This window comes from Thermogutta terrifontis, from assembly GCF_002277955.1.
GTDB classification, from domain to species: domain Bacteria; phylum Planctomycetota; class Planctomycetia; order Pirellulales; family Thermoguttaceae; genus Thermogutta; species Thermogutta terrifontis.
The window spans coordinates 999,057-1,024,457 of sequence record NZ_CP018477.1 but is presented as its reverse complement, the minus strand read 5'-3'; the positions used below and the strand labels follow the sequence as shown (position 1 = coordinate 1,024,457).

Annotated in this window: 20 protein-coding genes; 6 read left to right on the top strand and 14 right to left on the bottom strand. The window is 58.8% G+C overall.

Going from position 1 to position 25,401, the window contains the following annotated elements; all coding sequences use genetic code 11:
- The first annotated feature begins 146 nt into the window (after window positions 1-146).
- Together THTE_RS03760 and THTE_RS03755 are read left to right on the top strand one after the other, a co-directional pair.
- Window positions 147-863 carry a 3-keto-disaccharide hydrolase gene (locus THTE_RS03760; protein ID WP_207651774.1) on the top strand — a complete coding sequence of 239 codons (717 nt, stop codon included), beginning with the start codon at window positions 147-149 and terminating at the stop codon, window positions 861-863.
- Window positions 864-1,537: 674 nt separating this feature from the next.
- Window positions 1,538-3,622, top strand: a complete 2,085-nt coding sequence (locus THTE_RS03755) for a serine/threonine protein kinase (RefSeq protein ID WP_095414175.1) — start codon at window positions 1,538-1,540, stop codon at window positions 3,620-3,622.
- A 438-nt stretch (window positions 3,623-4,060) separates the two neighbouring features.
- Here the strand turns inward: THTE_RS03755 and THTE_RS03750 are convergent, their stop codons facing one another.
- A complete protein-coding gene (locus THTE_RS03750) occupies window positions 4,061-5,512 on the bottom strand; it encodes a glycosyltransferase family 39 protein (protein ID WP_095414174.1) in 1,452 nt (483 codons plus the stop codon).
- Between the two features lie 76 nt (window positions 5,513-5,588).
- The gene (locus tag THTE_RS03745; RefSeq protein WP_157731692.1) at window positions 5,589-6,836 is read right to left on the bottom strand and encodes a hypothetical protein; all 1,248 of its coding nucleotides are present in this window, start codon (window positions 6,834-6,836) and stop codon (window positions 5,589-5,591) included.
- Between the two features lie 552 nt (window positions 6,837-7,388).
- Between THTE_RS03745 and THTE_RS03740 the strand changes: the two genes are divergently transcribed.
- From THTE_RS03740 to THTE_RS03725, 4 genes are all read left to right on the top strand, one after another.
- Complete coding sequence (locus THTE_RS03740) at window positions 7,389-9,035, top strand: PP2C family protein-serine/threonine phosphatase (RefSeq protein ID WP_168175782.1); 1,647 nt, start codon at window positions 7,389-7,391, stop codon at window positions 9,033-9,035.
- Between the two features lie 34 nt (window positions 9,036-9,069).
- Window positions 9,070-10,683: a GGDEF domain-containing protein gene (locus THTE_RS03735; protein WP_095414171.1), complete on the top strand. Its 1,614-nt coding sequence runs from the start codon at window positions 9,070-9,072 to the stop codon at window positions 10,681-10,683.
- Between the two features lie 294 nt (window positions 10,684-10,977).
- Window positions 10,978-11,970: a site-2 protease family protein gene (locus THTE_RS03730; protein WP_095414170.1), complete on the top strand. Its 993-nt coding sequence runs from the start codon at window positions 10,978-10,980 to the stop codon at window positions 11,968-11,970.
- A gap of 127 nt (window positions 11,971-12,097) precedes the next feature.
- The gene (locus THTE_RS03725; RefSeq protein WP_095414169.1) at window positions 12,098-12,739 is read left to right on the top strand and encodes an RsmD family RNA methyltransferase; all 642 of its coding nucleotides are present in this window, start codon (window positions 12,098-12,100) and stop codon (window positions 12,737-12,739) included.
- Window positions 12,740-12,835: 96 nt separating this feature from the next.
- Here the strand turns inward: THTE_RS03725 and THTE_RS03720 are convergent, their stop codons facing one another.
- The 12 genes from THTE_RS03720 to THTE_RS03665 form a co-directional block, all read right to left on the bottom strand.
- Complete coding sequence (locus THTE_RS03720) at window positions 12,836-13,294, bottom strand: arsenate reductase ArsC (protein WP_095414168.1); 459 nt, start codon at window positions 13,292-13,294, stop codon at window positions 12,836-12,838.
- A gap of 45 nt (window positions 13,295-13,339) precedes the next feature.
- Window positions 13,340-14,008 (bottom strand): hydrogenase nickel incorporation protein HypB, encoded by a 669-nt coding sequence (gene hypB, locus THTE_RS03715; protein WP_095414167.1) that lies wholly within the window; start codon window positions 14,006-14,008, stop codon window positions 13,340-13,342.
- A 244-nt stretch (window positions 14,009-14,252) separates the two neighbouring features.
- Window positions 14,253-14,639, bottom strand: a complete 387-nt coding sequence (gene hypA / locus THTE_RS03710; RefSeq protein ID WP_095414166.1) for a hydrogenase maturation nickel metallochaperone HypA — start codon at window positions 14,637-14,639, stop codon at window positions 14,253-14,255.
- A 25-nt stretch (window positions 14,640-14,664) separates the two neighbouring features.
- Window positions 14,665-15,108: a Crp/Fnr family transcriptional regulator gene (locus THTE_RS03705; protein ID WP_095414165.1), complete on the bottom strand. Its 444-nt coding sequence runs from the start codon at window positions 15,106-15,108 to the stop codon at window positions 14,665-14,667.
- Between the two features lie 794 nt (window positions 15,109-15,902).
- Entirely contained in the window at window positions 15,903-16,892 is a 990-nt protein-coding gene (locus tag THTE_RS03700; RefSeq protein WP_095414164.1) for a type II secretion system F family protein, read from the bottom strand.
- Window positions 16,893-16,960: 68 nt separating this feature from the next.
- On the bottom strand, window positions 16,961-17,929 hold the full coding sequence (locus THTE_RS03695; RefSeq protein WP_095414163.1) for a type II secretion system F family protein: 969 nt from the start codon (window positions 17,927-17,929) through the stop codon (window positions 16,961-16,963).
- A 90-nt stretch (window positions 17,930-18,019) separates the two neighbouring features.
- Window positions 18,020-19,336: an ATPase, T2SS/T4P/T4SS family gene (locus tag THTE_RS03690; RefSeq protein ID WP_095416756.1), complete on the bottom strand. Its 1,317-nt coding sequence runs from the start codon at window positions 19,334-19,336 to the stop codon at window positions 18,020-18,022.
- 453 nt (window positions 19,337-19,789) lie between these two features.
- A complete protein-coding gene (locus THTE_RS03685; protein WP_095414162.1) occupies window positions 19,790-20,869 on the bottom strand; it encodes a type II secretion system F family protein in 1,080 nt (359 codons plus the stop codon).
- Between the two features lie 95 nt (window positions 20,870-20,964).
- On the bottom strand, window positions 20,965-21,882 hold the full coding sequence (locus THTE_RS03680; protein WP_095414161.1) for a type II secretion system F family protein: 918 nt from the start codon (window positions 21,880-21,882) through the stop codon (window positions 20,965-20,967).
- Between the two features lie 17 nt (window positions 21,883-21,899).
- Window positions 21,900-23,276 (bottom strand): TadA family conjugal transfer-associated ATPase, encoded by a 1,377-nt coding sequence (locus THTE_RS03675; RefSeq protein ID WP_237260194.1) that lies wholly within the window; start codon window positions 23,274-23,276, stop codon window positions 21,900-21,902.
- 97 nt (window positions 23,277-23,373) lie between these two features.
- Complete coding sequence (gene cpaB, locus THTE_RS03670; RefSeq protein ID WP_095414160.1) at window positions 23,374-24,576, bottom strand: Flp pilus assembly protein CpaB; 1,203 nt, start codon at window positions 24,574-24,576, stop codon at window positions 23,374-23,376.
- Between the two features lie 267 nt (window positions 24,577-24,843).
- A complete protein-coding gene (locus THTE_RS03665; RefSeq protein WP_095414159.1) occupies window positions 24,844-25,386 on the bottom strand; it encodes an A24 family peptidase in 543 nt (180 codons plus the stop codon).
- Between the last annotated feature and the right edge of the window lie 15 nt (window positions 25,387-25,401).

Here is a 25,401-nt window from a genome sequence, read left to right as displayed (position 1 = left end):
TCATTCTTCAAGACCATCTCACTGGCTTATTCTGCTTCCCTTGTTCCCGGCCGTCTTTCGCTGTAGGATAGCGCCAATGTCGTTACGAAGGATCCGGATGGTTGGATCTTTCACTTTGACGCTTTTTGCTGTGCGGAGGTTTCCCCATGTTGCGTCTTGCGAAACTGTGTATCTGGGCAATGCTCGCCGCTGCCCTCACGTTGTGGTCGCTGAAAAACGTATCCGCCGAGGATAACGCTGAGCCTCCCAAGGGACATCCCGACTCGAGCCAGTGGGCGGATCTGTTCACCCCTGACCTCTCCAATGCCATCTTTCCCGCAGGCGTCTGGTCCTGGCAGGATGGCGTTCTCACGGCCACGGAAGATCAGTGTATTTGGACCAAAGACCAGTATACCAACTTTGTGCTCGATTTGGAATTTAAAAATGCGGAAGGCACCAACAGCGGGGTTGTCGTGCGGTGCAGCGATATCAAGAACTGGATCCCCAATTCCATCGAAATCCAGATCTGCGACGACTTCGCCGAAAAATGGGCCAAAATGCCGAAAACGTGGCACTGCGGTGCCATCTTCGGGCACTTGGCCCCGACCAAGTCAATGGTCAAAAAGCCGGGCGAGTGGAACCGGATGACCATCACGTGCCGTGGCCCGATGGTGTACGTCGTGCTCAACGGCGAGCTCGTCACCCAGATGGATATGCGAAAATGGACCTCCGCAAAGACCAATCCCGACGGCAGCGAGATTCCACCCTGGCTGAGCCGACCGGTCGCTGAGCTTTCCCTTACCGGTCATATCGGCCTGCAGGGAAAGCATGGCGACGCCCCCATCTGGTTCCGCAACATCAAGATCAAAGTTTTGGAGAACTAATCATCGGTCTGGCAGGTCCATGGACCCCAGCGTCCACCATTTACCCCATGAAACCCCGGGAGGTAGCCATCCCGGGGTTTTTCAGTCTCTGAGAGTAGCCGCAAGGGGACCCCAGCACCTACAGCATTTCGGATTTTGCTTCTTCCGCGCCATGTGTCGGCGTAACAGAAAGAACCTTCGCGCGGATGGTGAGCAGTTGGGGGCTTCGCATGGTGCGTTGATCCATCTGCGATCTAAGAGTTCTTCCCTGCCGCTCGAAAGGCACGGGAACCTTGATAAGACCTGGATGCGAGATCAAGTTTCAGACTGAAGAAATCGGTTGTCACGATCCCATTGCGACTCTGAATAATCCGTTTCACCGGATAGGCTCTCTTTGGTTGGATCAGCTCCCGGTTAATCGTAGGGGCAATTCATGAATTGCCCCTACCACACATGGAGCATTCAATCTCTCTCATAGATTCTTAATGTGGACGGGTCACTCCGCGACCGCATTGACATGACCCGTGATTCGTGAACGACGATTCTTCAACTGTCTTCGATGCCCTTTGGGTTGACGCTGATTGCTGGCCTTTTTGCGCGGTCCTGGTACACTAAAAATTGACACACGATCGTTGGCATTATTCGCGACACCCTGGTCGAGGTGGCTCCAAGCCTGCCACGGAAAGTGATCAGCAATGGACCCCCAACAGTTGGGACCTTATCGCATCATCAGGCGACTTGGGCGTGGGGGCATGGGTGCGGTTTATGAGGGGGTGCACGTCGAAACCGGCGAGTCGGCGGCTATCAAAACCCTTTCCGAGACCCTCCTCGAGGAACCCGACTTCCGCGCCCGATTCGAATTGGAAATCGAAACCCTCCGAAAGCTCAACCATCCCAACATCGTGCGGTTGCTGGGATTTGGAGAGGAAAACGGGGTTCTTTTTTACGTGATGGAGCTTGTCCGCGGTCCGAGTCTGGATCAGGAACTCAAGGCCGGTCGCAAATTCACCTGGCGCGAAGTCGCTCACATCGGCATCCAGGTGTGCCATGCGCTCAAGCACGCCCACGATCGGGGCATCATCCATCGGGATTTAAAACCGGCCAATCTGCTCCGTGCCGAGGACGGAACCATCAAGCTTTCCGATTTCGGGATCGCGCGACTGTTTGGAGCCCCCAGTCACACAGGAGTGGGCAGTGTACTGGGAACGATCGAGTACATGGCGCCCGAGCAGGCAGAAGCGCAGCCGATTGGTCCCAAAGCGGACCTCTACAGTTTGGGAGCCGTCCTTTATGCCCTGTTAGTCGGTCGGCCACCATTCAAGGTGACATCATTTGCACAGATTCTCCAACTTCATCGGACCTCGCGGCCGGATCCGGTTCGGGTGTATGTCCCGGACTGTCCCGAAGAGCTGGACCGCATCATCCAGGAGCTTTTGCAACGCGATCCCGACAAGCGGATCACGAATGCCTCGTTAGCCGCGAGACGACTTCAGGCGATGCTCCACGCCCTTGGTCGCGAAGGCGTCACGTCTCCCGCACCTTCCAACACTCTCGTCCTGCCCCAGTCCCAGCCGGTGGATTTCGGTATCGGCACCCCGGAGGAGAAGCCCGGGATCTCCTCGATGACGCCCACGGTGACGCTCCCCGCCCAAAAGGCCTCTGACGCACCAGTCAACGAAGCGGGCGCATCTTCCGGTGTGGATTCGTCCCAGCTTGCTCCCACCCGTGCCGCCGAACCAGACGAGATCCTTGGCTCACCGGATCGGGAGCACCTGATCGGCACCCCTTCCCAGTGGCAACCCACCGTGGAGGCCACCGCGGTGCGGGAACCGCCGGACATAGCCGCGAAAACCGCGGCGGAGCCTCCGCCGGCTACCTCCCCGAAAACGGAGAACACCGAAGCCACCGCCGGGGCGGCCACCTCCGGTCGCTTTGTCCAGGTTCGACCGGAGGACCTCGATCGCATCGAACCACCGCCCAGTGCGCGACAACCGATTTTTTCCCTTCAGACGGCTGTGTTGCTCGGAGCTCTCGTTTTGCTGGCCGGCACAATCTGGTACCTGCTTCAGCCACCCTCCGCGGACCAACTCTATCGCCGCATCACACGCCGTGTCGGCGATGGCTCCGACACCGATGCCCTCCTCGCAGCCGCCGCGGATATCGAGGCCTTCCTGTCGCGGTATTCCGACGATTCCCGGGCAGCGCAAATCCGCGATTATCAACAGGAGATCGACCTGCTGCGGATGGAAAGAAAATTCGAACTGCAGGCCCGACAACGGGCCGCGGCACGGACCGCCATTCCCATCGAACAGGATTACCTGGAAGCGCTCCGCTATCTGCAAATTGATCCGACCATTGCCATGGAAAAACTGGAGGCCATTCTCGCCCTGTATGGTCATCAAACGGCTTCCGATCGCTCCAGCGAACGACCCGATCAACGCAACCTCGCAGGGAACAGCCCACGCCGGCCTGTGGGGCACACCGAAGAATGCCTGGAGTTGGTCCGGCGCCGCCTGGAACGCCTGAAACGTGAACTCGAGCCTGCCATCAGCAATCAGCGGGATTTCCTGGAGTGGCGACTGCACGAGGCTGACCGCATCGAAAAGATTCAGCCCGAACTGGCACGAAACATCCGCGAGGCGGTGATTACACTCTACGGTCAAAAGGAATGGGCCCAACCGTACGTCGAGCGGGCGCGTCGAGGACTGCAGTCCCAAATGGCCGCCGGAAAGAATGAGGCCACTGAGCCGTCATCCCAGGCAAAAGTTCCCCTACCTTAAGATCGGAAAAAGTGGAGAAACGGCGTTTTCAGACATGTCTTCACACTGAGCCCTCGCCGCCTTTCCTCCGCTGATGCGACAGCAGGCAACGTTCAGAAGGCCCTGCACGCGAGTGAGATTCAGCCTGGAGGGAGCTGCCTGTCACGTCCACATTCCGATGTTGGATGATCCGCCTCACCGACCGGGCTGCACTTGTTTAGTCAAATCCCAAGTGCAGATGTAGGGCAATTCATGAATTGCCCCTACAACGCTTCGGGATTTTGACGTCATCACAAATCATTACCAAAAGTACAGATGCGTCAGGTCTTCATCGGCTGACCGATCGATGACATCGTTACCATGAAACCGGCCGGGTTCGCGATGCCCCCTTGGGCGTTGCAGCTGCCGTCTCTGGCAGGTGGCCAGGGCGTCTTTTGTGAAACATCTTCCCCGCGGAAATCAGCGGCGATAGATCCCCTGAAACCGCTTTGCCTCTCCCCAACCGCTTGGTTGGAGGAACCGTTCAATTCCCACGGCTGCCCACACTGCCAAGACAGGAACAAGCGGTGCCCTCATGCGAATATTGGTCCAGTAAAAGATGTGAGCCAAGCTGAGGGTTATTGCGAGGCCCAATCCCCACACGGCGAGGGACCACGCAGACGGATTCTTCGCCGGTCGAGCCTCGCTGATCACAACCAATAGCCCGAGCAGTCCGAAAAGATATTCCGCCAGGTAGAACACCCCCACTGCCCACCGAGCCAGTTGCACCGAAATCGGCTCGTGAGGGTCAAGCTGATGGGGGACCGGCCGCCATAACTGAAGCAGCCGGTACGCACAAGCGTAAAGAAACATTCCTGGCTGCCCGCGGATGGTCTGCCAGGCCCGACGATACGCCAATTGATCGGCCACCAGCTCGTTCCCGCCAGCGTGGGTGGCCACCGTAGTTTCCCAACGGCGATTAAACTCAGTGGCATCCCAAACCAGACGGTCCTCGGGGTTGCGCAAAAACTGATAAAAATCTTCATTATTCGCGAGATAGAACGTATATCCCCCGTGAGTGGTCCCGATGATGACTTTTCCAAACACCAAGAGATTCCGCAGTCCCCACGGTGAAAGCGCCAAAACCAATCCCAGCCCCAGCCACAGGATTGGCCGTCCCGTCCGATGAAGTGCGTCCTCAACAGAGGCGCGCCACGATCTCCGCGGGGAAACTGTGGCCTTCTGTTGCGGAAACGGTCCTTCCGGTGATGAAGAGGCCATTCGTTCGTGAAGCGTTTCGCGGCCTTTCCCCGTCACCGAGAATAGGAGCGCAAGGCATCCGGGAGCAACAGGCCATAAGAGGAAGGTGGGTCTCGTCAGTGCGCACGCGCCTAAAAGGAGTCCCAGGGCCAACCAAGTCGGTCCTGACGTGCGGTTGGCTACCCGGCTCGCCAACCACACGACGAGCACCGCGAGAAATGCACTTTGCGTCTCCGTCATCACGAGTCGGCTGGAATGCAAGAGAAGGGGATCGAACCCGGCCAGCAACACTGCGAGTGCGGCCGCGCGAAGTCCACCTACTCGGCCCGCGAGAATCCCCGTACACAGCGCGGTCGCCCAACCCATCAGTAGGTGCAGGCCCGCCACGCCAATCCGCCACCGCTCGCCCCAGAATGCTTGAACCCCTGCCAGGACTAGCGGGTAAAGCGGCGGGCGATAGGCCGTGGGACGGCCGTCGAGACTGAAGCTTCCCCGCGTGACCAACTGCCGGGCAACGTGCTGATAGCTGTCAGGGTCGGTCGTCAAAGCTCCCGGGACAAGGAGCACTGCCAGCCGTCCGGCCAGGACGGCCAGCGCGGAGGCAATGAGAAGCCGCCCCATAGCGGACGAACGACGTTCGGCAAAGATTCCATCCGGCCAGCGCGTGATCATGAAAAATTAGAATAAAGCAGCCCCCGGTCAATCACCAGGGGCTTTCCCTCGGTTTCTGCCCAAAGTGGCCGCGCTGTCACCAGACGACATCGAATCCAAGAGAAACGCCCTGGAAGAACACGGTCCCGTTGTCGTTAATCCGCCCAGGGCTGAGCAGGGTGAAATCGACCTGTTCCGGTGCCAGGGCCACTCCGTCCAGCCACATCATGTCATAAGCCCCGAACACGCGCACGCGATCCCAAAGGCGATAATTGGCCACAATACTGACCTCCCCCATAAAGGACACGTCGTCGTCTTTTGCATAACGGGTGATGTGATTGGGAGGATGGGCCAGGGCGAAGTCCGTGAATTGTTCCGCCCAGTTAAACATGGGGGCCGCTTTGACCCGGGCTCCCCATTCAAAGCGGTGTCGCCGGAACATGATTTCGCCCGCCAGTTGAATTCCAAACGTGTCGTTCTGGGTCCAAATTGTTTGCCGGGCATAAAGCGATTCGGGTCCACTGTCGGTGATCACTATTCCCCGACTGTCAAAGGTGAAACCTTCGTCGAAGGAGAGGCTGCGAAAACCCACGGCGTAGTTGAAATACATGCCCGGCTGGCATTGCCGCTGCCACCGGCCGTTCGGTAGCAGGGCGAGTCGGTCGGGTCGCGGCCTTGGCTTGAACCACCAGTTCAACTCGAAATTGTTGATTTCCGACTCATAACGAATCTGATGTGTGTCCGCGTAGTTGAAATCCAGCAGACCGTAGAAAGAGAACAGGTCACCCGCGGTGAACTGAGTGCCACCAAATAAGTCGGAATTGTAGGTGACGCGCTCGCCACGAACCGCCTGCGTATCCTTCCACTCGTTGAGCCCCCAGTAGACGAACTCGATGAACTGGTCGCGGTTCTCGCGATCATTGCCCAGATAGTAGAGGACGCGGGTTTCATATCCGCCGGCCACATCGAAATTGGCGTCGCTGGTGTTGAGCCTCCCGTTGCCGAGGGCGTCCACAGAAAGAAGCTTGGGTCTTGCCCGACCGCGATTGAGAATCTTCGCGCCGTTGTACCATGACCACAGATGAGGGCAGTCGTAGCCGGCGCCGCAGATTTCACAGCAGGGAGCAGTGCCTTGGGTGGGGATCGGCTCACCCTGCGAGGCCGCCCTGTCCCACGTACCGAGAGGCCATTCCTGGTCGGCGTTCTGGTTCGTTCCCTCTTCCGCCATCCAGGCCAGACTTTTGCCGGTTTGCGGTTCGGCCGCTGGTCCAAGGCGAATTCCCAAAACCAGGCACAGGGCCCACAACATCCCGCCCGTGACTGCTCGCCAAAGCACTCGTCTCACGCGTGCGCCTCCGTGTCAATCCTCTTGCCGCCGATAGACCAAGCCCGGCTGGCTGTTCAGAGCCGATACTGCATTTTGCTCATCGGCCAAAGCCTGCCAGAAAAACAGAAATAATCGCTAAAATCGATGTTTCCGGCACGGTCAGTACTGCGGCTATATCCGCTATATTCCCTATTCTTTACACATTCCACATTTTTTGATTAGATTGCTGTGAGTAAGCAAGAATACCTATCTCACCAGGATGCCATCAGCCTCCTAGAACGACGTAGATGGCTCTTTCGATAAACTACAGCTTTTCGCTAAGCGCCTATACATCTTTCCCAGCCTTTACAGACAATTCATTTGCTTGCGGCATTTGACTTTTCCCTGTTCGTCTCCGATGTGAATCTGTAGCTAATGCGCATTCTGCACATTTGTGGAAAGCTAACGACTTAACACAATCTAGAGTTAATAAAAGACAACGTCATTCTACGCCATGTGTGCAATCTAGGAATGTAGCGTAGTTCACAGTAAATGCATGTTATGGAGAAGTCATTGTCAGGGATGACCGCCATGGATCACATCCGCACAACTTCAAGGGCCGTGGAAGAGATGTCCCCCCGATCCTTGCGCATCATCGCAGAAGAGTTCACCCCCCCGCCTGCTGCTGACGTCAGCACTGTTGCCGGATGGCGGCAGTTCTGTCGTTCCTACCTGGAAGCGACGGGCTGTCTTCTTCGTTTCATTCCTGGAGCTGAGCCCACGAGCCCCCAGGATGTTCCCGTGGTCGCGCCGCAAGCGGATGGCGGCCAGCCTGACCGCAACCGTCGTCCGTTTGGTCACCTCCGAATTGATCCAACCGATCGTGTGAGGGAAAAGCTCTCGCCCGCCCATCCTGCCGTGGAAATTGCCCGCAGTGTGGCAGGCATGCTGGGAGAAATCCTCGCCACCCGGACTGCGCTGTGGGAGCGCGAAGCCGAACTGGCAGCGGGCATTCCCCTGATTCCTCATCCAGAAGAGGCCCAGCACCTTGCCCGACGGCTGGAAGAAGTCCTCCGCGCGGCGGCCACAGCGGTGAGAGCGCAGGCGGCGGCGGTGTACATCCTCGACGAAAGCACGAGTTACCTTAAAGTTCGAGCAGTCTGGGGACTGCCCCTCAACCGGCTCCTCGCTCCGCCCCGGATACTCAAAGAGTCCCTCGCCGACCTGGAAGCCATGCTGGGTCACGCGGTGGCCCTGGAAACCGCCGCGCAGATCGCCCACTGGCGTCCCCCGGAACCGTGTGCCTCCGCGGTGTGCCTGCCGATCTCGACCCCGACCACGATTCTGGGAACACTGTGGGTCTTCGCCCAGGAGGAACGCTCTTTCTCCGAAAGAGACATCGATCTATTGGAAGTGACGGCCGGCCGGGTGGCAGCGGAACTGGAGCGGGAAGCGGCCCTCCAGACGGCTCTCCAGGCCACTGATTTGCGGCGGCAGCTCGACACAGCTCAGCGCCTTCTCCGCAGCCAGTTGCCGGTCATTTCACCACTTGTTGAGGGATGGGAGTTCGCCGGCTGGCTCGAAACCGATCGACTGGGTGGCGCCTTTTACGACTGGTGCTGTGGCCGGGACGGCCGAATCCACTTCGCAATGGGCGAAATGCCTGACGATTCCGTCCGCAGTACCCTCGTTATGACATCCGTGCGGAGCGCGTGGCGATCGCTGTGCCAGTATGCAAAGGACCCCGGGAAACTTGTGGAGCAACTCAACCTGACACTCTGGACGGGCTCAGCCGGCGACCAGGCTGCCGCGATTTTCTGCGGACTGATAGATCCCTGCGGCTCCAATCTCCGCATGGCGTCGGCCGGGGAAATCCACGCCGTTCTGATCACTCCCAAGCGTCATCGCATTGTGCCCCCCAGCGGTGCGCTGCTCGGGGTGGATCCCGAATCCGAATATGTGGCCCATCGCTGGTCGGCGCCTGAGGACTCCGTTCTCGTTGTGGCGACAGCCGCCGCGCGTCAGGCGAAAGATGCCCAGCAGCGTCCTCTTTGGGAAACGCGGCTTCTGCCGATGATCAGCAGCCACCTCCATCAGCCCGTCAAAACACTCATCGAAAAGGCCCAGAATATCCTGGAAGAACGGGCAACTATCAGTAAGGGTGTGGCGGCCATTGTGATGATCAAGCGGCGGCATTCCCCTCCCACGCGTGGCTCGAAGAAGCAAGAGACGTCGTGAACTCCCGGCGATCCGAGGACCGGGTTGCAGCAAAATGATGAGCCTGTGGCTGAGCTTCATCGTCATGGCGGCACTGAACCTCGCCCTGGGCGTGGCGACGGCTATTTATTTCCGCCGTTACATTGACGTTGTGCGAGCTGCCGCAAAAAACTCCGATAACGGCAGGCTCGCGTCTGAGACCCAAACTACCAGAGACGGGCTCACCCCAAAGCCGGCCGATCCTGGCGATCCCTCGTCGGCGACTGAGAAAAAACCGCCTGTCGAGAGTGCCGCAGAAACTTTCCCCGGCCAGCCTGAGGACGGCGGCATCCCGGCCACAAATCGTGGCAAGACCGACCGGGAGACTCAGGACAGCGAGATTCCCGAAACTTCTCCAGAAGAGGAGCCGGTCGCAGACGATGAAACGCCCACAAGACAAGCCACTTCACGAAGCGTCACGAACGATGTGCCCGATACTTCGGACACTCCAGAAACCGAAGACGGTGTCCCCCCAAACGGCACAACGGAAACAGAGGAGGCAGATCTGTCATCGGTTGCACCTAGTGCAGAGAGAGTCGCAAGCTCCGAGCGGGAAACCGACATTCCGCCGGGAAGCGAACCGTCTTCGTCCCCGGTCCTTAAGCTTCTGCAACAGACCGACAGGGTGATCGATCAACTGCGGCAACTGCACGACCAACTCTTCAGTCATTCGCCCACCGATCGCGAAGCGCTGGCAGCGCTGCTGAGCGGGGTCGAACCGACGGTCGAAGAGTTGGTCGGGCAGTACCATCAGGTCCTTCCCAACATTGTCAGTGCGAGCTCCAGCTCCCCTCCCGAAGAAATACTCTCGCACCTCCATCAACAGGTGCTCGCGCTGCAACAGGCGGAAATCCGGCTCACGAGCATCGATTTGCGTGGAGACTTCAATGCCACAGTAAAAGAGATACAGGCAGAGTGCAGCCATCTCATGGGATCTGCGCATGGATTCCGCGATGCGCTGGAAGCAGTTTATGCCCACGAGACGGCCAACAGCGATTCCCCGCCTGCGTTGACGTCCCCGCTCTGTTACGACCGGCTGACTGGTGTTTTCAATCGGGTTGGCCTAGAACGGTTTCTGCAAACGCACACGCTCGGCAGGCTGGCCCGAGAGAGGTTGACGGCCGTCCTGTTCGATCTCGACCAATTTGCCAGGATCAATCAACGATTTGGTCATCGCCTGGGTGACCAGACTCTGGCCGCTGTGGCGAAGGTTTTCCAACAGACTTCCCTTCGCCACGCCACGTGGGTGCGTTATGGTGGCGATCAATTTCTCCTCCTGTTGCGGGAAACCGATGTCCGGCAAGGTGTCCAACAAGCGGAGCATTTCCGGCAACAATTCGAAGTGGCCCAATTTGCGATCGGTGGGGATACAGTCCATCTCACGCTGTCTGCCGCAGTGACCGAATTACGCAGCGACGACACCCCCACGGCCATGTTCCTCCGGTTGTTGGAGACGCTCAGGGAGGCCAAGCGGGCGGGAGGTAATCGAACGTTTGTTCACAACGGCCAATCAGCTGCCCCGGTGGTTCCGCCCAATCTCCGCGTGGAGGAGCAGACTTACCAGGTCTCGGCCTCGATAACCGCAGCGGAGCAGGCGGCCGCCGTGGAAGAGGCCTTCCGCCGCGGGTGAGGCAATCCCTCCGCAGTGGGGATACTGAAAGAGGGGGTAATCAAATCATGGCTCGGGATGGTCGGTAACTGAATCCGGGCCGTTCCAGATTGTTCGCTTGGTTTTCCTGCTCCATCGAAATGGTACACTAACGGTAAAGCTGGGGCGTGGCAATTTTGCCCGACCACCTGGGTTGTGCGGTCGAGTTTCGCCCCCGGATGGTGAGTTGATCAGGCCCACCGGCCCGGCGTTTTGCCCAGGTGCTTTACTCGGGCAAATTTTACCCGACAGTAACTTTTGGTGAGTTTTGCATCCATGAGTGATTATTGGACTCGCTACCCCGACGAGCGTTATCCCGAGGACCGGCGGTCGTCCTGGTTTGAGGACGAACCGGGGGACAATCTATCGCGCTCTGACGATGCTGTTTACCGCGAGGCGGGGGTCCCACCCGCGCCGGAAGTCACTCGGGCCGAGTTTGCCCCGCGGCCGCGACAGCCTTCCCGGGCCAGATGGGTCGTCCCTCTCGTTCTTTTCCTGCTCACCTGTCTGAGCACGTTCGCGGCGGCGCAGGGATTTCAGAGACCGCTGGAAGGTTTGAAATACGCGGTGTGCATCATGGCCGTGCTTCTTTCCCACGAGATGGGGCATTTCCTCCAGGCGCTTCGCTACGGCGCACCGGCCACACTGCCGTTCTTTTTGCCCATGCCGTTCTCGCCGATCGGCACATTCGGGGCGGTCATTGCCATGGATACCCGCCGTCTCGATCGCCGGGCGCTGTTTGACATTGGCATCACCGGACCGCTGGCTGGGCTTATTCCCACACTCGTTTTCACCATTGTGGGAATTCAGCAGTCCCAGGTAGTTCCAGTTGTTCGTGGACCGGCCTTCATGGAACTGGGAGAACCTCTTCTTTTCACCTATCTGACGCAGTGGATCAAAGGTCCTCTCCCGGATGGTTATACCCTCCTCGTTGGGCCGATGGCGTTTGCCGGGTGGGTCGGCATGCTGATCACGGCCCTCAATTTAATCCCCATTGGCCAACTCGACGGGGGCCACATTCTCTATGCCTTATTGGGGAAGCGGGCGAATGCCCTGGGGATGTTCCTGCTTCTGGCAGCGATTGCCGCGGTGGTCATCTTCGGTTACTGGGGATGGCTTTTGATGATCTTCCTGCTGGGGCTCCTGGGACCAGAACATCCACCAACTGCCAATGACGAAGCACCGCTGGGCTGGGGACGCGCGATCCTGGGGTGGTTGGTGCTGGCCTTCATCATCGTGGGATTTACACCGGAGCCATTCAAACTGTAAGTCTCCCGCGAAAAAATCGCGTGGCCCGGTTCACTCGGTTCAATAGGATAAACCAGCCAACCGGGGGACGAGGAGTGACACTCTAAAGCGCACGCTGGAGACAGCAGCCGCCGAAGGAGAACAAACGATGGGTGGACGCAGCGAGGACGTATCACCCTCCGGAAAGCGGCGGTTTCGCCGCCCCCTCGGATTGCGCATCATCGGGGGGGAATTCAAGGGGCGGCGTCTCCAGTACAGTGGGGATTGGTCCGTGCGGCCAATGCGCGACAGGGTTCGCGAGGCCGTTTTCAACATCCTCCGCGAGGCCATTCCCGGGAGCGTGGTGCTCGATATCTTCGCGGGGACAGGTGCCATGGGCCTGGAGGCCCTCAGCCGCGGGGCTTCCTTCGCTTACTTCATTGAGAAAGACCCTGTCGCCTGCCAGTTTCTCCGCAAGAACGTGACTCACCTGGGAGTGAACGAGCGTGCCGAAATCATCCCGGCTGACGTTTTTCTTTGGTGGAAGCACCACCCCTCGTTCTCCAGGCAACCCCATGTCGCTTTCTGCTGCCCACCGTATGAACTGTACACTGAGGCCGGGGACGCAATGAAGGAGCTGATCACCGGATTGATGCGAGAATTGCCATCCGACAGTGTTGTCGTGGTCGAGGCCCACGACCGCTATGATTTCTCGCAGCTTCCCCTTCCCGAACAATGGGACGTTCGCACCTACCGCCCCAGCCGAATCGGATTCTTCTGGAAAGAATCCACCACCAGTGACGCGGCCTGATCACGACGCCGTGTCCTGACTGTTAAGCCGGCAGACAACTTACGTTGGCCTGCGTGGGTTTCCCTGCTGCCTCACTCTAAACCGCGCTTGCCCGAATCATGCCTGCCGCGGGGGAAGGGATTCTGGCAGCGTCTCCACAAACCGCCGGATGGCATCTCGCACCTGGCGATAGATCCTCAGAATCGCTTCATCGTCAGTCAATCCGCGAGCAAGACGCGGGGGATCGGGAAATCCCACGTGGAGGCGCGTGGTTGTACCGGGAAAAACGGGGCAGTTTTCCGCGGCGTCGTCGCACACGGTAATCACATAATCGAAGGGAATATGGAGAACCTCGTCCAGGTGTTTGCTGCGATGGCCGGAAATATCCACCCCGGCTTCTGCCATGACGCGGACCGCCCACGGGTTCAGGCCATGAGGTTGAACGCCCGCCGAGTGGGCTTCGATGACGTCACCTTTCAGGTGCCTTGCCCAGCCCTCGGCCATCTGACTGCGACACGAATTGCCCGTGCAAAGAAAAAGAATCCGCAACTTGGAGTTGGGTTGACTCCGCGCCACTGTCGATCTCCCTGTAGCCCTCCATCATCTTTCGGGGATGAGACATCAACCGCCCGCTTTAGATTCGGCCGCCGTCCGCCGCGCGACCAGCCATTCCGCAAGTTCCCCCATGCCCTGTCCGGTTTTTGCAGAGACTTCAAACACGGCGGCGTCAGGATTCAATCGGCAAAGCGTCTCCCTGACCCGCTGCGGCTGAAACTCGAAATAAGGAAGCAGATCTATTTTGCTGATAACCACTGCCTGCGTGGATTGAAAAATGGTGGGATATTTGATGACTTTGTCGTCGCCTTCCGGGACGCTCAGGATCACGATCCGTAGATCCTCTCCCAGGTCGAACCCAGCGGGACAGACGAGGTTGCCCACGTTCTCAATGAACAACCAACCACCCCGGGACAGTGGCAGGCCGTCCACCGCTGCTGCCACCATATTGGCGTCCAGATGGCAGGCTCCCTCTGTGGTGATCTGGACGACGGGCAACCCTCGGGCGGAAAGCCGCTCTGCGTCCACCGTCCCGGCCAGATCGCCCTCGATCACCGCAAGGGGTCCTTTGCCGTTGAGCGTGGCGGCGAGCGCTTCAATGAGCGAGGTTTTCCCACCACCCGGTGAACCCAAAATGTTGACCACAAACACTCCCGATTGGTGGAAGAATCTTCGGTTGGCGGCCGCCAACTGATCGTTCGCCTTTAAGATTTTCTTCGCCGCTACGATTTTCATAGAGCCACGATCCTAACCGGGTTGTTTTCAGCAGGGAATGGCAGGGGCCGGCCCCCGGCGCCTGACCCAATGAGCATTTGAGCACGTCCGGGCAAACCTGCCGCCGTCATGGTGTGACGGCATCGATCGAGACGTGGAACTCCGCCTGTTATCGAAAGTCCGCACGGCCGGGGACGCACCTTCTGAGGTTGGTCCCAATCTCGATGGACGACCGCGAACCCTCACCGGCGGAACAACCGCCACTTTAATCGGGTTCCCCGGGCCGAGGATCTCCGGACTCTGCCTCTTCGTCCAATTCTATCGACTGGAGCAACAAATCGCGTCCCCCTTCGATGAGAACGTCATCACTTTGACACCGCGGACAATAGAGGATCATTTCGCTCAATTCGGAGACGGCTCCGCATTGACGGCACCGGCAGACCGCCGGTATCTCGCGGATAACAAGTTCGCACCCGGGCCCCAGGACATCCGGACTGAGCACCTCGAAGGCAAAACGGAACGCCTCGGGCACCACGCCGGAAAGCCTTCCAATGACCACCTCCACCCGGCGAACTTGCCCAGTCACACCGCTGTCGTGAATGTGCTCCTGAACCGATTGAAGGAGGGACTCGACGAGGGCCACTTCGTGCATGCGCCCATTCCAGTTTGCAAACCTCTCAAGCGGCCGCCAACTGAACGCGTGCGCTCTCCAGGCGATGGGCCAGGAGCTTGGCGATTTCGCGTGTCAACTGGTAACCGACCATTGGATCACGATCGCAGAGTTCCCGTAACGGCTTGGCCTTGATGGCGATGACTTTCGTCGGTTTGGAAGTCGTTCCGATCGCGGTCGTCCGGTAAGGTTCGATAAGGGCCGACCATACCAGGATGTCGCCGGGGACCAGCGTATCCACCGTCCGCTTCTCCCCATTGCCGAGCTGATACTGAATCTGCACCTCGCCCTCGACAATGATGTTGAGATAGTCGGCCGGATCGCCCTCATTAAAAAGTTGAAGTCCGGCGGGATAAGACCGCTCCTCGGCCATCATGGCGATTTCCTTGAGGGATTCTTCGCTGATTTTGGCGAAGTACGGATAGCGGCGCAACATTTCGGGCGAGACCATGGTCCGGCTCCTTTCGAGCAGATTGTTTCACAAAAACGAGAGCCCAATCGTGCGAGACGGGCACTTCCTCCCGGGTGCGGTGCCCCACATCGCGTCCCTCCACGCGGACCATTATAACACCTTTCCAGTTGGAACGGCACCACCCATGCGGTGGCAAACCACCCGTTGGGCTGGTCCCAGATCGCGCGGACAGTAGCACCGACCAAGCGATTGAAAAAGGCCTTCCCCGCAGGATTTCCATAACCCGGGTGAAACCGCGCCCTCCAATCCGTCCCGTGAGCAGGCAGGTGGGCTCAGGTGGAACCCGACCCTGCAACCCAATCTTTCGAGGGACGCGCGCCACCGCGTCCCTTGAAGAGACGCCTTCCACGGCGTCCTTTGCAGGGATGCGTTCCACCGCGTCAAATGGCACTGCGTTTTGCTGCGGCCACGAGAGGCTGTGCACTGGTAGGGGCAATTCATGAATGGCCCCGACAACGTCGGAGGGACGTGCTCGTCACGTCCGCGGGCGAGATCCTGCGTTTTGCCTCGGGCACGAGGCGGATTCACCGGTAGGGGCGATTCATTAATCGCCCCGGCAATACATGGCAGCATGGCCAAATCGATCCGATTGCGGTCGAGGAAATTCATGAAACGCCCCGACAGCATATCGAGAGTTGCCGGCCGAGTGCGGTTTTGTGTTTTGCTCTCAGGCAGCGCCGGGTTGCTGGGAGGTTGCCGCCGTCGTGACCTATCGTGCGCCTATCGCCACTTCCGATGGGTCGAGCCTGGCAAACTCCGAGACGAGGCGCCACTCATCGACCGGCCATCATCGGGAAGAGTTCGCGGATCATCGTGATGGCCGCCGGTCCCACAAGCACCACGAAGATCCCTGGGAAAATGAACAGCACAAGGGGGAAAATCAATTTGACGGCGGTTTTCTGAGCCCGCTCCTCCGCCATCTGGCGACGGCGTGTCCGCATTGATTCACTTTGAGCGCGAAGGGCCTGAGCGATACTCGAGCCAAATTTTTCCGCCTGGATGATAACGGCCGCCAGAGCGCGCATGTCCTGTACGCCTGTGCGGACTCCCATCTCGTGGAGGACCTCCGCGCGGGGACGCCCCATCTGCAACTGGAGGTTGGCCAGCGCGAATTCCTTGGCGATCACCGGATGTGAACTGGCCAATTCTTCCGTGACCTTTCGCATGGCCTGATCCAGGCCCAGCCCCGCCTCCACACAAACCACGAGCAGGTCAAGGGCATCCGGCAGCCCGAGAAAAATGGCCTCCTTGCGTTTTTTTCCAATGAACCACAATACGAGATCCGGCACATAAAAGGCCAGTCCTCCGATGATCACGGCGGACGTGGTCGTGCTTCTCGACAAACCCCACAACCCCAGGCTCACCGAACCGCCCAGCAAAAATCCACCCAGGAGTGCTGCGAATTTGAGGCCCAGAAAGATTTGAACAGCTTTGTCGCCACGGAATCCGGCTTCCGCGAGACGCTGTTTCAGGCGGCTACGTTCCACTTCGGATTTAGGTTCCAGCGGCTTTGCCAGCGCGGGCGTCGCTTTTTCCAAAACCTCGGTCAGTTTACTCGCAGGTCGCTGGGCCAGTTCATCGGATGTCATCCGCTGACGGGGTGTCCGCGCTAGCTCCTGGATCCTTTCGACCCTTCGCGGCTGGCGACCGGTGAGGAACTCCAGTACCCAGAACGCCAGTGCAGCGAACATCCCGAAGACCGCGTAGGGCAGCAGCACGGCAAAATCCAGACTCTGGGCAATGATTATCAGATTATCCGTCATGGCATGAAATCCATAAACTTTTCACATATGTCTCTACCAATCGCAACGAAAATGTATATCCAAAATACTCATACTTTAATATTGACAATCTTGCGAATCACCAGCGCCCCAATAACCTGCATGACAATCGCCGTGGCCAGCATTTTCTTGCCCAGTGGATCGGTGAATAACATCATCACATAGTCGCGATTGAGATAATAAACGGCCAGGAATATAACCACCGGCAAAGCCATGAGGACGATTCCCGATAACCGGCCTTCGCCGGTCAGGGCCTGAACCTGCCCCCAGATGTTAAACCTTTCGCGGATGAGGCTGCTGATTCGATCGAGGATTTCAGCGAGGTCACCGCCGGTCTGCCGCTGGAGCACCACCGCCGTGGCGAAGAATTTCAGGTCCATGTTGGGAATTCGGTCAGCGAGATCACGCAGCGACTCCTCCAGGGGGACACCAAGGTTTTGTTCATCGAAAACCCGTCCGAACTCTTTTCCCAGAGGTGCTGGCACTTCTTTCGCGACAAGCCCGAAACCAGATGCCAGGCTCTGCCCTGCCCGCAGGGAACGGGCCAGCATATCGAGTGCCTCCGGAAGTTGGGCAGCAAAGGCCTTCAAGCGGCGCTTGCGCCGCCACAAAAGCCAGAGAAGGGGCAGGCATCCCAGACCGGGCACCATGATCGCCCCCACGGTCCAGGGTAGTCGAAAGACAACCGTGGCGACCACGGCGCCGGCCATCAACGCGAGACTGACCAGGAGCAGTCGGCCTGGAGAAATCGGCACGTCTGCCTGTTCGACGAGGCGGTAAACACTGGGAAAGCGTTCCAGAAGCTGATCCAAGAAATTCTCTTTTTGATGGATGCTTTCCGCGAGGATTTTCTGGCTAGCCGCGCCTTCCTGACCGCGCTGGGGGCGGCGGGTGAACGTCTCCAAACGCGTTTGCAGGCGATCCTCGGAGCGATGGCCAAAGAGCGTAGCGGCTCCCAGAATGAGAGCCGACACCGCCACAAAAACGGCGATCCCGATCAGCAAGGTTGGATGCACCATATTTCAACTCACCTGGGCCTTGGATTTCTGGCAAAACATGCTGAGTTGTTGTTTGGGTCCCTGCAACTGCCGCAGGTCGTGCGAGGACGGTCAGGCCTCCATCATGACTCGCTGCCGGAAGATGGTGGGCGGCAGCCGAATTCCCCGCGCCTCCAGACGCGGCATGAAGGTCGGACGCACACCGGTGGCCACGAATTTTCCATAGGCCCGACCTTTTTCATCCACGCCATCCTGCTCAAATCGGAAAATGTCCTGGGTGATGATCGTATCCTGCTCCATACCCACCACTTCCGTGATGTGCGTGACGCGCCGCACACCCCCCTGGAGTCGGTTGGCCTGAATGAGCAAATTCACCGCGCTGGCAATCTGTGTCCGCATGGCCTTAAGTGGCAGTTCAAAACCGGCCATCATGATCATGGTTTCCAGCCGGGCGAGGGCATCCCGCGGCGAGTTCGCGTGGAGCGTGGTCATCGAACCCTCGTGACCGGTATTCATGGCCTGGAGCATGTCGAGGGCTTCGGGACCACGGCACTCACCGATGATGATCCGCTCCGGCCGCATACGCAGGGCGTTGCGGACCAGGTCGGTGGCCGTAATCGCCCCCTTCCCTTCAATATTGGGAGGCCGCGTCTCCAACCGTACGACGTGTTCCTGCTGGAGCTGCAATTCCGCGGCGTCTTCGATCGTCACAATACGTTCGTTATTGGGAATAAAACTGGAGAGAACATTGAGCAGCGTCGTTTTACCGGAACCTGTACCACCGGCGATGATGATATTCAGCCGGGCTTTGATAGCGCCTTCCAGCAGCATCACCATTTCCGGGGTGAGGGCCTTCAGGTTGAGCAAATCCTCCAGCTTGAGAGGATTCCGACCAAACCGACGGATGGACACCGCCGGTCCATCAAGCGCCAGTGGCGGAATGATGGCGTTGAAACGAGAGCCGTCCGGCATGCGGGCATCGACCATGGGACAGGTCTCATCCACACGCCGGCCCACTTTGGATATGATGCGGTCAATGATCTGGAGGAGATGCTCGTTGTCGCGGAATGTGACGTTCGTTTTTTCCAGCTTTCCGCGACGTTCCACATACACGTTTTTGGGACCGTTAATGAGGATGTCGCTGATCGTGGGATCCTTGAGCAGCGATTCGAGCGGTCCCAGGCCGAAGGTTTCATCCAGCACCTCGTCGATCAGCCGCTCTCGCTCGGAGCGGTTAAGCATTGTGTTTTCGCTGTCGCAGAGATGCTCCACCAGAAGGCGGATTTCCCGGCGGAGCACCTCGCCTTCAAGCTGGCCGATTTTGGAAAGATCGAGTTTATCCACCAGCTTGCTGTGGATTCGCTGCTTGAGTTCATCAAACGAGAGGCGCGTTTCCGACGTCCTCGCCGTTGGAGCCATCGGTCGCATAGTCGGAAGCTGACCCATTCGCCGGTTAACTCCTTACAACCTCTTGAAGCCAACTTTTTCAGATACCCAGGGTGGCATTCCGCATTCCACCCCACTGAACCAACACAAGCCCTTGCCGAAAACTTCACCTCAGAGGCCGAAGCCAATGATCGCCACCTGAGGTGCGTCAAAATTGCGGATGGCGAGAAGAATTTCTTCCTTCCACAAAAAAACTTAGCTTATATTTGGCAGTGAGAGTCGCGTGAAAGGGGCGGGGTTTGGCGGTTTTACGGTCCGGCGGATACGATCCGCTGGGAAGGCAGCTTACCCGCCAGGGGATTGGCTTCGTGAGGGATGGAAGGCTTGTGGCGAGGAAACTCGGGGCTCCAGAAAACAAAACCGCCCCACATACTGGGGCGGTGCTTCTCTGTCGGTTTTGTCGAATTTGGCGAATTTGCCCATCCAGAGCGGACATCACTCCGGCAACGGCGCTTGCCCGGAAACAACAGGCACAGCCACATTCACCTTTTGATCAAGCTGTTTCATCGCTTCGATGACGGTATTGGTTCCGAACGTTACACCCTGCGCAGCCGGACTGGTCTGGGTATCCGCCACAAAGAAATTCCGCAACTCCAGTATAGCCGGAGCTGTGAGGATAATCAGAGCGGCCGGCGCCAGGCAGAACAAAATCGGGAGCACGAGCTTGACCGGGGCCTTGTTGGCTCGCGCAAGTGCCGCTTGCCGCAACGAGACGCGGAGATGATCCGCGTGATCGTGAAGCGAGCTGGCGAGCTGGCTGCCCAATTGGGTTCCCCGGGCAAGTACGGCGGCGAGCTGACGCATCTCGGGCAGATCCACCCGCCGGGTGAGGTCCTCGAGGGCCAGCTTGAGGCTGCTCACCTCGGCCTGCCGTTTGACGAGCCTGAGTTCCTCAGCAAGTGCAGGGTAGGCCCCCATCTGGCCAGCCACATGTTCCAGACTATCCAGGAGATTGAGGCCGCCCGTCAAACACATGCTGAGCATGTCAACCGTGTCGGCCAGGCCGCTGCGAATCTCCTCGTACCGCGTCTTCCGCCGGAAGTACACATAAAGCCTGGGAATAATCGACAGCACCACGCCGCTGAAAAGTCCCACCCCGAGAATGTGCCAGGTCCACTGGGGATCGGCCAGAACGGCACACACCCCGGCGATGATAAGCGGCGTGACCAGCAGCAGGAATCGAAAAGCGTAGATCGTGTTGCGCGCTGCGGGATGGTAAAATCCTGCCTGCTTTAAGAGAAGCTGAAAATCCCTTGTTTCCTTGGCGGATTCCGGAATCTGGGCAGCCAATGCCGGTGTTAAAGCCCCGAAAGCGCCCTCATCTTCCAGTTCGGGGTCAAGAATTGGGGGCTTTATGGAGGCGCTATCCGTGGGGTTCTTCGTCCGTGCCCACAGCCAGATTCTTCGCGCCAGCAGGGCGATGACGACGACGCTCAGAAAGGTCAACAGGGAAAGTCCCCAGTCGTTCCAGAAGGCGATAATCTCGTTCAAGGCTCCCAGATCGATCGGCGTCATAGAGTGGATACCTCAGCGAATATGATGAGTCGACGAGTTTTCTTAATCCGACAATCCACAAGCCGAAAAGCTGTTCGGATGACAAGCCCTGGAGTTCAGTATTTCACCTGGAGAATGCGCCACACCCACAGCAGCCCCACCAGTTGCAGGCATCCTGCGATACCAAGTAAGGTTGGCCCGCGGGGATGGGTTAGGAACTGCTGGATGTATTCCGGCCGGGACCAGCCCAGCACCGCCACCGCGATGAGAATCCCCACAGTCAATCCGAGGACGGAAAGCCGACTGCCCGCGGTGACCGCCTTCATATGTCCACGAAATTCCGAGCGTTCCCGCGCCGATCGGGCGAGCCGACTGGCGAGATTGGCGAGATCGCCTCCGGTTCGGCGATGAACCAGGACTGCGGTGGCAAAAATCCGAAATTCCGGCAGCGGAATCCGGTAAGACATGCGTTCCATAACGCGCTGGGGAGAATGTCCCAGTTCGAGCTGGGCGGCACACCAACGGAATTCGTTTTGAAGCGGGCCTTTGCTTTCTTCAGCGGCGAGGACCGCGGCACGTTCCAGCGACAGCCCACTCCGCACGGCATCAGCAAACAGCTCCAGCGTGGAGGGTAGCTCCTTGCGCATCGCGGTGATGCGTCGCCACGCTCGGAACTTCCACCACGCCAGAGGAATCACGGCCCCGACCAACGTCCCGAGCATGGCCAGGAGGAAATCATCAAAGAGAACCAGGCACACGGCAGCCCCCAGAACCGCCGTCGCTGCGGGGATCATGCTGGCCGTGGTGCGGTCCAGGGTGCTTCCCGCGGCTTCCAAAAGTTCATAAAACCACCGGTCCAGACGAGTTCGGGCAGCTTTTTCCGGCGACACATACACAAGGTCCGCCGGATCGAAATCCTCCCGGTCCTTCTGCCCGGACGCCTGTTTCCCCAGAAAGCGTAGTGCGATCAAAAGCAGAAGTCCGCTGACGGTGGTGAATGTCAGAACAGGATACAGCCATTCATGCCATGGCATCGATGGAAACCTCCTTTTCAAGAGCGATTGCTCGTGGTTTCGATGAGGCGTTTTGTGAAGAGCGACTCGGGAAGGAAGATGCCCTGCTCTTCCAGGCGAGTCAGAAAGCGGGGGACGTTGCCGGTAGCGTAGAAATGTCCCTTGGCCACCCCTTCTTCGTCCACACCTTCCTGACGGAAACCAAACAGTTCCTGAAGTTCATAATCCCCATTGGTGAAGCCCACAATTTCCGAGATCCGCATCACCTTTCGTACACCGCCTTTTAATCTCGCCAGATGTACAACGAGTGTGATGGCGGAAGCGATGTACTGACGCACAATCGGTACTGGCAGCTCGAATCCCGCCATTCCCACCATCACTTCCAGGCGTGAGAGAGCGTCGCGGGTATCGTTGGCGTGGATGGTGGTGAGGGATCCTTCGTGCCCCGTGTTCATGGCCTGGAGCATATCGAGGGCTTCCGCGCCGCGGACCTCGCCGAGGATAATTCTGTCCGGCCGCATTCGCAGGGCGTTGCGGACCAGATCGCGGGGTGTCACCTCGCCCCGGCCTTCCGCGTTGGCGATGCGTGTTTCCAGACTCACCACGTGTTTTCGTTGGAGGCGTAACTCGGCCGAATCCTCAATCGTCACCAAACGTTCGTCTTCTGGAATGAACGCCGAGAGATTGTTGAGAAGGGTGGTCTTTCCCGAGCCGGCTCCCCCGCTGATGAGAATGTTGATCCGTCCCTCCACAGCCGCCTGAAGGAGTGTCACCATTTCTGGACAGATCGAACCCAGACGGAGCAGATCGTCCATCTTGAGCCGTTCGTGCCCAAAGCGGCGGATGGAGAGGACCGGTCCACGCAAGGAAAGTGGAGGAATCACGGCGTTGACGCGGGAACCGTCGGGCAGCCGGGCATCCACCATCGGGTTCTGCTCGTCGATGCGGCGTCCCACGCGAGAAACGATCCGCTGAATAATCTGGAGGAGGTGTTCCTCGTCGGCAAAGACAGTGTTCGTTGCCTGGAGGCGTCCGCACCTCTCCACATACACTTCGTAGGGACCATTGACGAGGATGTCCGTGACGTCCGGATCCTGCATGTAGGGTTCAAGTGGTCCCAAGCCGAACGACTCCGCCATCAACTCGTCAACCAGGCGTTCCTCGTCGATATTGCCGAGGAGTTCCGGTCGGCTGCGGAGGACGGCCTCTGTGAGGTTCCGCAGATGACGGCGGAGTTGTGTTTCGTCCATTTTGGCCAACCGGGAAAGGTCCAGCGACTCGATCACCTCGCGATGGAGCCGGGTTTTCAGCTTCTGGAATTCGGCTTCCCATTTCTCGCGCGGGTCGGAGGTGGCGGAGACCTGGCCTCGGCCATTCCCGGGTGTGTCGCTCTGTCGGTAGAACAGGTTCATCATGGGTCGGTTTCCACTCTCTTCAGCATGCCCTGGTGTGTTCCTTCGTGCGTCCGTCGGTCTGGCAGGTCAGCAACAAGCAAATCACCTTGCGTCGCCATCACGGCCTGGCGGCGGATGTCCGAGCCACCGGGACAGTCACCACCCGGCCGTAGCCACTCGTTCCGGTATTTGCCTGTCCGGGGAGCACGGCAGGATGCGGAGCCGGCGTCGGCGAAGCACTCCCGGCGCTAGCCCGGGCCGCCTCTTTCGCCCGCTTGGCAGCACATTCCGGGCAGTCCTCCTCGCTGTTCGCCTTAGGCGCGGAGGCATTGCCGTTCAGTGCGCCCGGCGTGAACGGTTGCGGTTCCCGACCCTGAGCGACCAAGGTCGCGTTTTCCGCTTCCCGAATTTGCCAGCTGGCAAACGTCACCTCCTGGACTTCACTTCCCCTCCAAATCTGGGCGGTCTTGGTCTCGGGTTTGAGAGTCTCGGGTTGCGGCTGAAGCGGGGAGATCCCCAGGAGCGTGTAAATATTGACCAGGTTGGAACCCGCGAGCTGATTCGCTGCTTCCGGCTGAGGTGAGGTGGTGGCGGTCGGAATCGCCGCAATCGCGCTGTTTTCCGGATGGTCTGTGGGAACCGCGCCGTCCTCCTGCTGGCTGCACAGAACCACGCTCAGCGTACCGTACTTTTCTGCTAAAATGAGCTTGTTGGCCTGCTCGGGGGTCACCGCCACGGTGATGTTACGGAGATCAGTGGGACGGTCTTCGGCGGCCGGGAAGCGGTTCCGACTGGTCGCCAGCACACGAACCCGCCGCAGAAGTGTCAGAGTGGCCATCCCACCAAATTCCGGGCGATCGTTCTTCACCGTGAGCGTGATGTCCACAAGGCTTTCCGGCTGAATCATGCCGTTGACCGCCGCCTTGGCATCCACGGCCAGGGTCACGGCACGATAACCCGGCGGCAATCGTTCGGACAGTAAGGGGACTTCCCCCACTTCGTAAAGATCCTGTTCCCGAATCGGTTGGCCGGCAGGAATTGTCACCTTGGCCAGGCGGTAGAGTGCCCGAGACTTCAGCGTCACCGCCCCTTCCGGGACTTTGTCGGCGGGCACAGCCACCTCTTCCACGTAGTCGTCGATAATCCGTGTGTACTGGCCGAGGTTGTACTTGGCGACCACGATTTTGGCCATCTTGCGACCGGCGGCTTTAGCCTGCTGCTCGGCAGGTCGGGAGAGATGCCGAACCGCGTAGGCCGCCCCCAATCCCACCATAATGGCCACCACGATAAATGTCACACCCGCGGGACTGATACGTTTCATTGAGCCACGTCTCCTTTGTTACAAATGAGCAACACAGCACAGGGACTGTTTCTTTTAATCAACAACAGCACGCGATATCAGACGAGAACGGACAACCTCCTAAAAGTTCAAACTCTTGCTGACTGAAGAAAAGTCCTCTTTCCTGTCTCAGGTCTCTTATTCGCGGTTCTGTCATCGGTTGTGAAAATCGTTGTGCAATTTCAGTGCCGATAGTTGAACGAAACATTGAATGACAAATGAAGTGCGCCTCGCTGCTGACGGGAAGCCTCAGTACCAACCGCCCCGCACCAGCGCCATCGCAACCATCAACCAGGTTCCCACCGCCAGGGGCACAGCAAACGGCAGGGCCTTGCGGCTGGACGTTGTGAACCTCTTCGCTCGGGAGGCCACACCCGAGCCGGCGTCGTGAGGTTGGCTGGCTCGTGCCATGGGACGGACGAGTTCTTCCAGCGACTTTCCGGTCACCAGGCAGACAAGGGTGAAAGCTGCCCCCACGATGACACCACAAGCAAAGGCGATGAGCAGACCCCGCGGGCCGAGCCAGGTCCCCAAAGCCGCAAGCAGCTTGATGTCGCCCATCCCTCCGCCGCCAAGAATGTACGGCAACAGGAGGAGTCCGGCCCCCAGCGCAAAGCCCGTCAGAGCGAACAGCCACCCTTGTCCCCATGGCAGAAGACCGTGAAAAAGCAATCCGGCCGCCATGGCGGGAACCGTCAGGACGTTGGGGATCCGCCGTTCCCGCAGGTCAGTTATGGCCGCCCCCAGAGTTATCACGAGAACTGCGACCGCCACAGTGAGAGAATCCAGCATGCTCAAGGAAGAGAC

What these genes read in the sequence shown, in the direction of transcription:
- THTE_RS03760 (WP_207651774.1), top strand. Translation starts at nt 147, where the DNA reads ATGTTGCGTCTTGCGAAACTGTGTATCTGGGCAATGCTCGCCGCTGCC.
- THTE_RS03755 (WP_095414175.1), top strand. Translation starts at nt 1,538, where the DNA reads ATGGACCCCCAACAGTTGGGACCTTATCGCATCATCAGGCGACTTGGG.
- THTE_RS03750 (WP_095414174.1), bottom strand. Translation starts at nt 5,512, where the DNA reads ATGATCACGCGCTGGCCGGATGGAATCTTTGCCGAACGTCGTTCGTCC.
- THTE_RS03740 (WP_168175782.1), top strand. Translation starts at nt 7,389, where the DNA reads ATGGATCACATCCGCACAACTTCAAGGGCCGTGGAAGAGATGTCCCCC.
- THTE_RS03735 (WP_095414171.1), top strand. Translation starts at nt 9,070, where the DNA reads ATGATGAGCCTGTGGCTGAGCTTCATCGTCATGGCGGCACTGAACCTC.
- THTE_RS03730 (WP_095414170.1), top strand. Translation starts at nt 10,978, where the DNA reads ATGAGTGATTATTGGACTCGCTACCCCGACGAGCGTTATCCCGAGGAC.
- THTE_RS03725 (WP_095414169.1), top strand. Translation starts at nt 12,098, where the DNA reads ATGGGTGGACGCAGCGAGGACGTATCACCCTCCGGAAAGCGGCGGTTT.
- hypB (WP_095414167.1), bottom strand. Translation starts at nt 14,008, where the DNA reads ATGAAAATCGTAGCGGCGAAGAAAATCTTAAAGGCGAACGATCAGTTG.
- hypA (WP_095414166.1), bottom strand. Translation starts at nt 14,639, where the DNA reads ATGCACGAAGTGGCCCTCGTCGAGTCCCTCCTTCAATCGGTTCAGGAG.
- THTE_RS03705 (WP_095414165.1), bottom strand. Translation starts at nt 15,108, where the DNA reads ATGGTCTCGCCCGAAATGTTGCGCCGCTATCCGTACTTCGCCAAAATC.
- THTE_RS03700 (WP_095414164.1), bottom strand. Translation starts at nt 16,892, where the DNA reads ATGACGGATAATCTGATAATCATTGCCCAGAGTCTGGATTTTGCCGTG.
- THTE_RS03695 (WP_095414163.1), bottom strand. Translation starts at nt 17,929, where the DNA reads ATGGTGCATCCAACCTTGCTGATCGGGATCGCCGTTTTTGTGGCGGTG.
- THTE_RS03690 (WP_095416756.1), bottom strand. Translation starts at nt 19,336, where the DNA reads ATGCGACCGATGGCTCCAACGGCGAGGACGTCGGAAACGCGCCTCTCG.
- THTE_RS03685 (WP_095414162.1), bottom strand. Translation starts at nt 20,869, where the DNA reads ATGACGCCGATCGATCTGGGAGCCTTGAACGAGATTATCGCCTTCTGG.
- THTE_RS03680 (WP_095414161.1), bottom strand. Translation starts at nt 21,882, where the DNA reads ATGCCATGGCATGAATGGCTGTATCCTGTTCTGACATTCACCACCGTC.
- THTE_RS03675 (WP_237260194.1), bottom strand. Translation starts at nt 23,276, where the DNA reads ATGATGAACCTGTTCTACCGACAGAGCGACACACCCGGGAATGGCCGA.
- cpaB (WP_095414160.1), bottom strand. Translation starts at nt 24,576, where the DNA reads ATGAAACGTATCAGTCCCGCGGGTGTGACATTTATCGTGGTGGCCATT.
- THTE_RS03665 (WP_095414159.1), bottom strand. Translation starts at nt 25,386, where the DNA reads ATGCTGGATTCTCTCACTGTGGCGGTCGCAGTTCTCGTGATAACTCTG.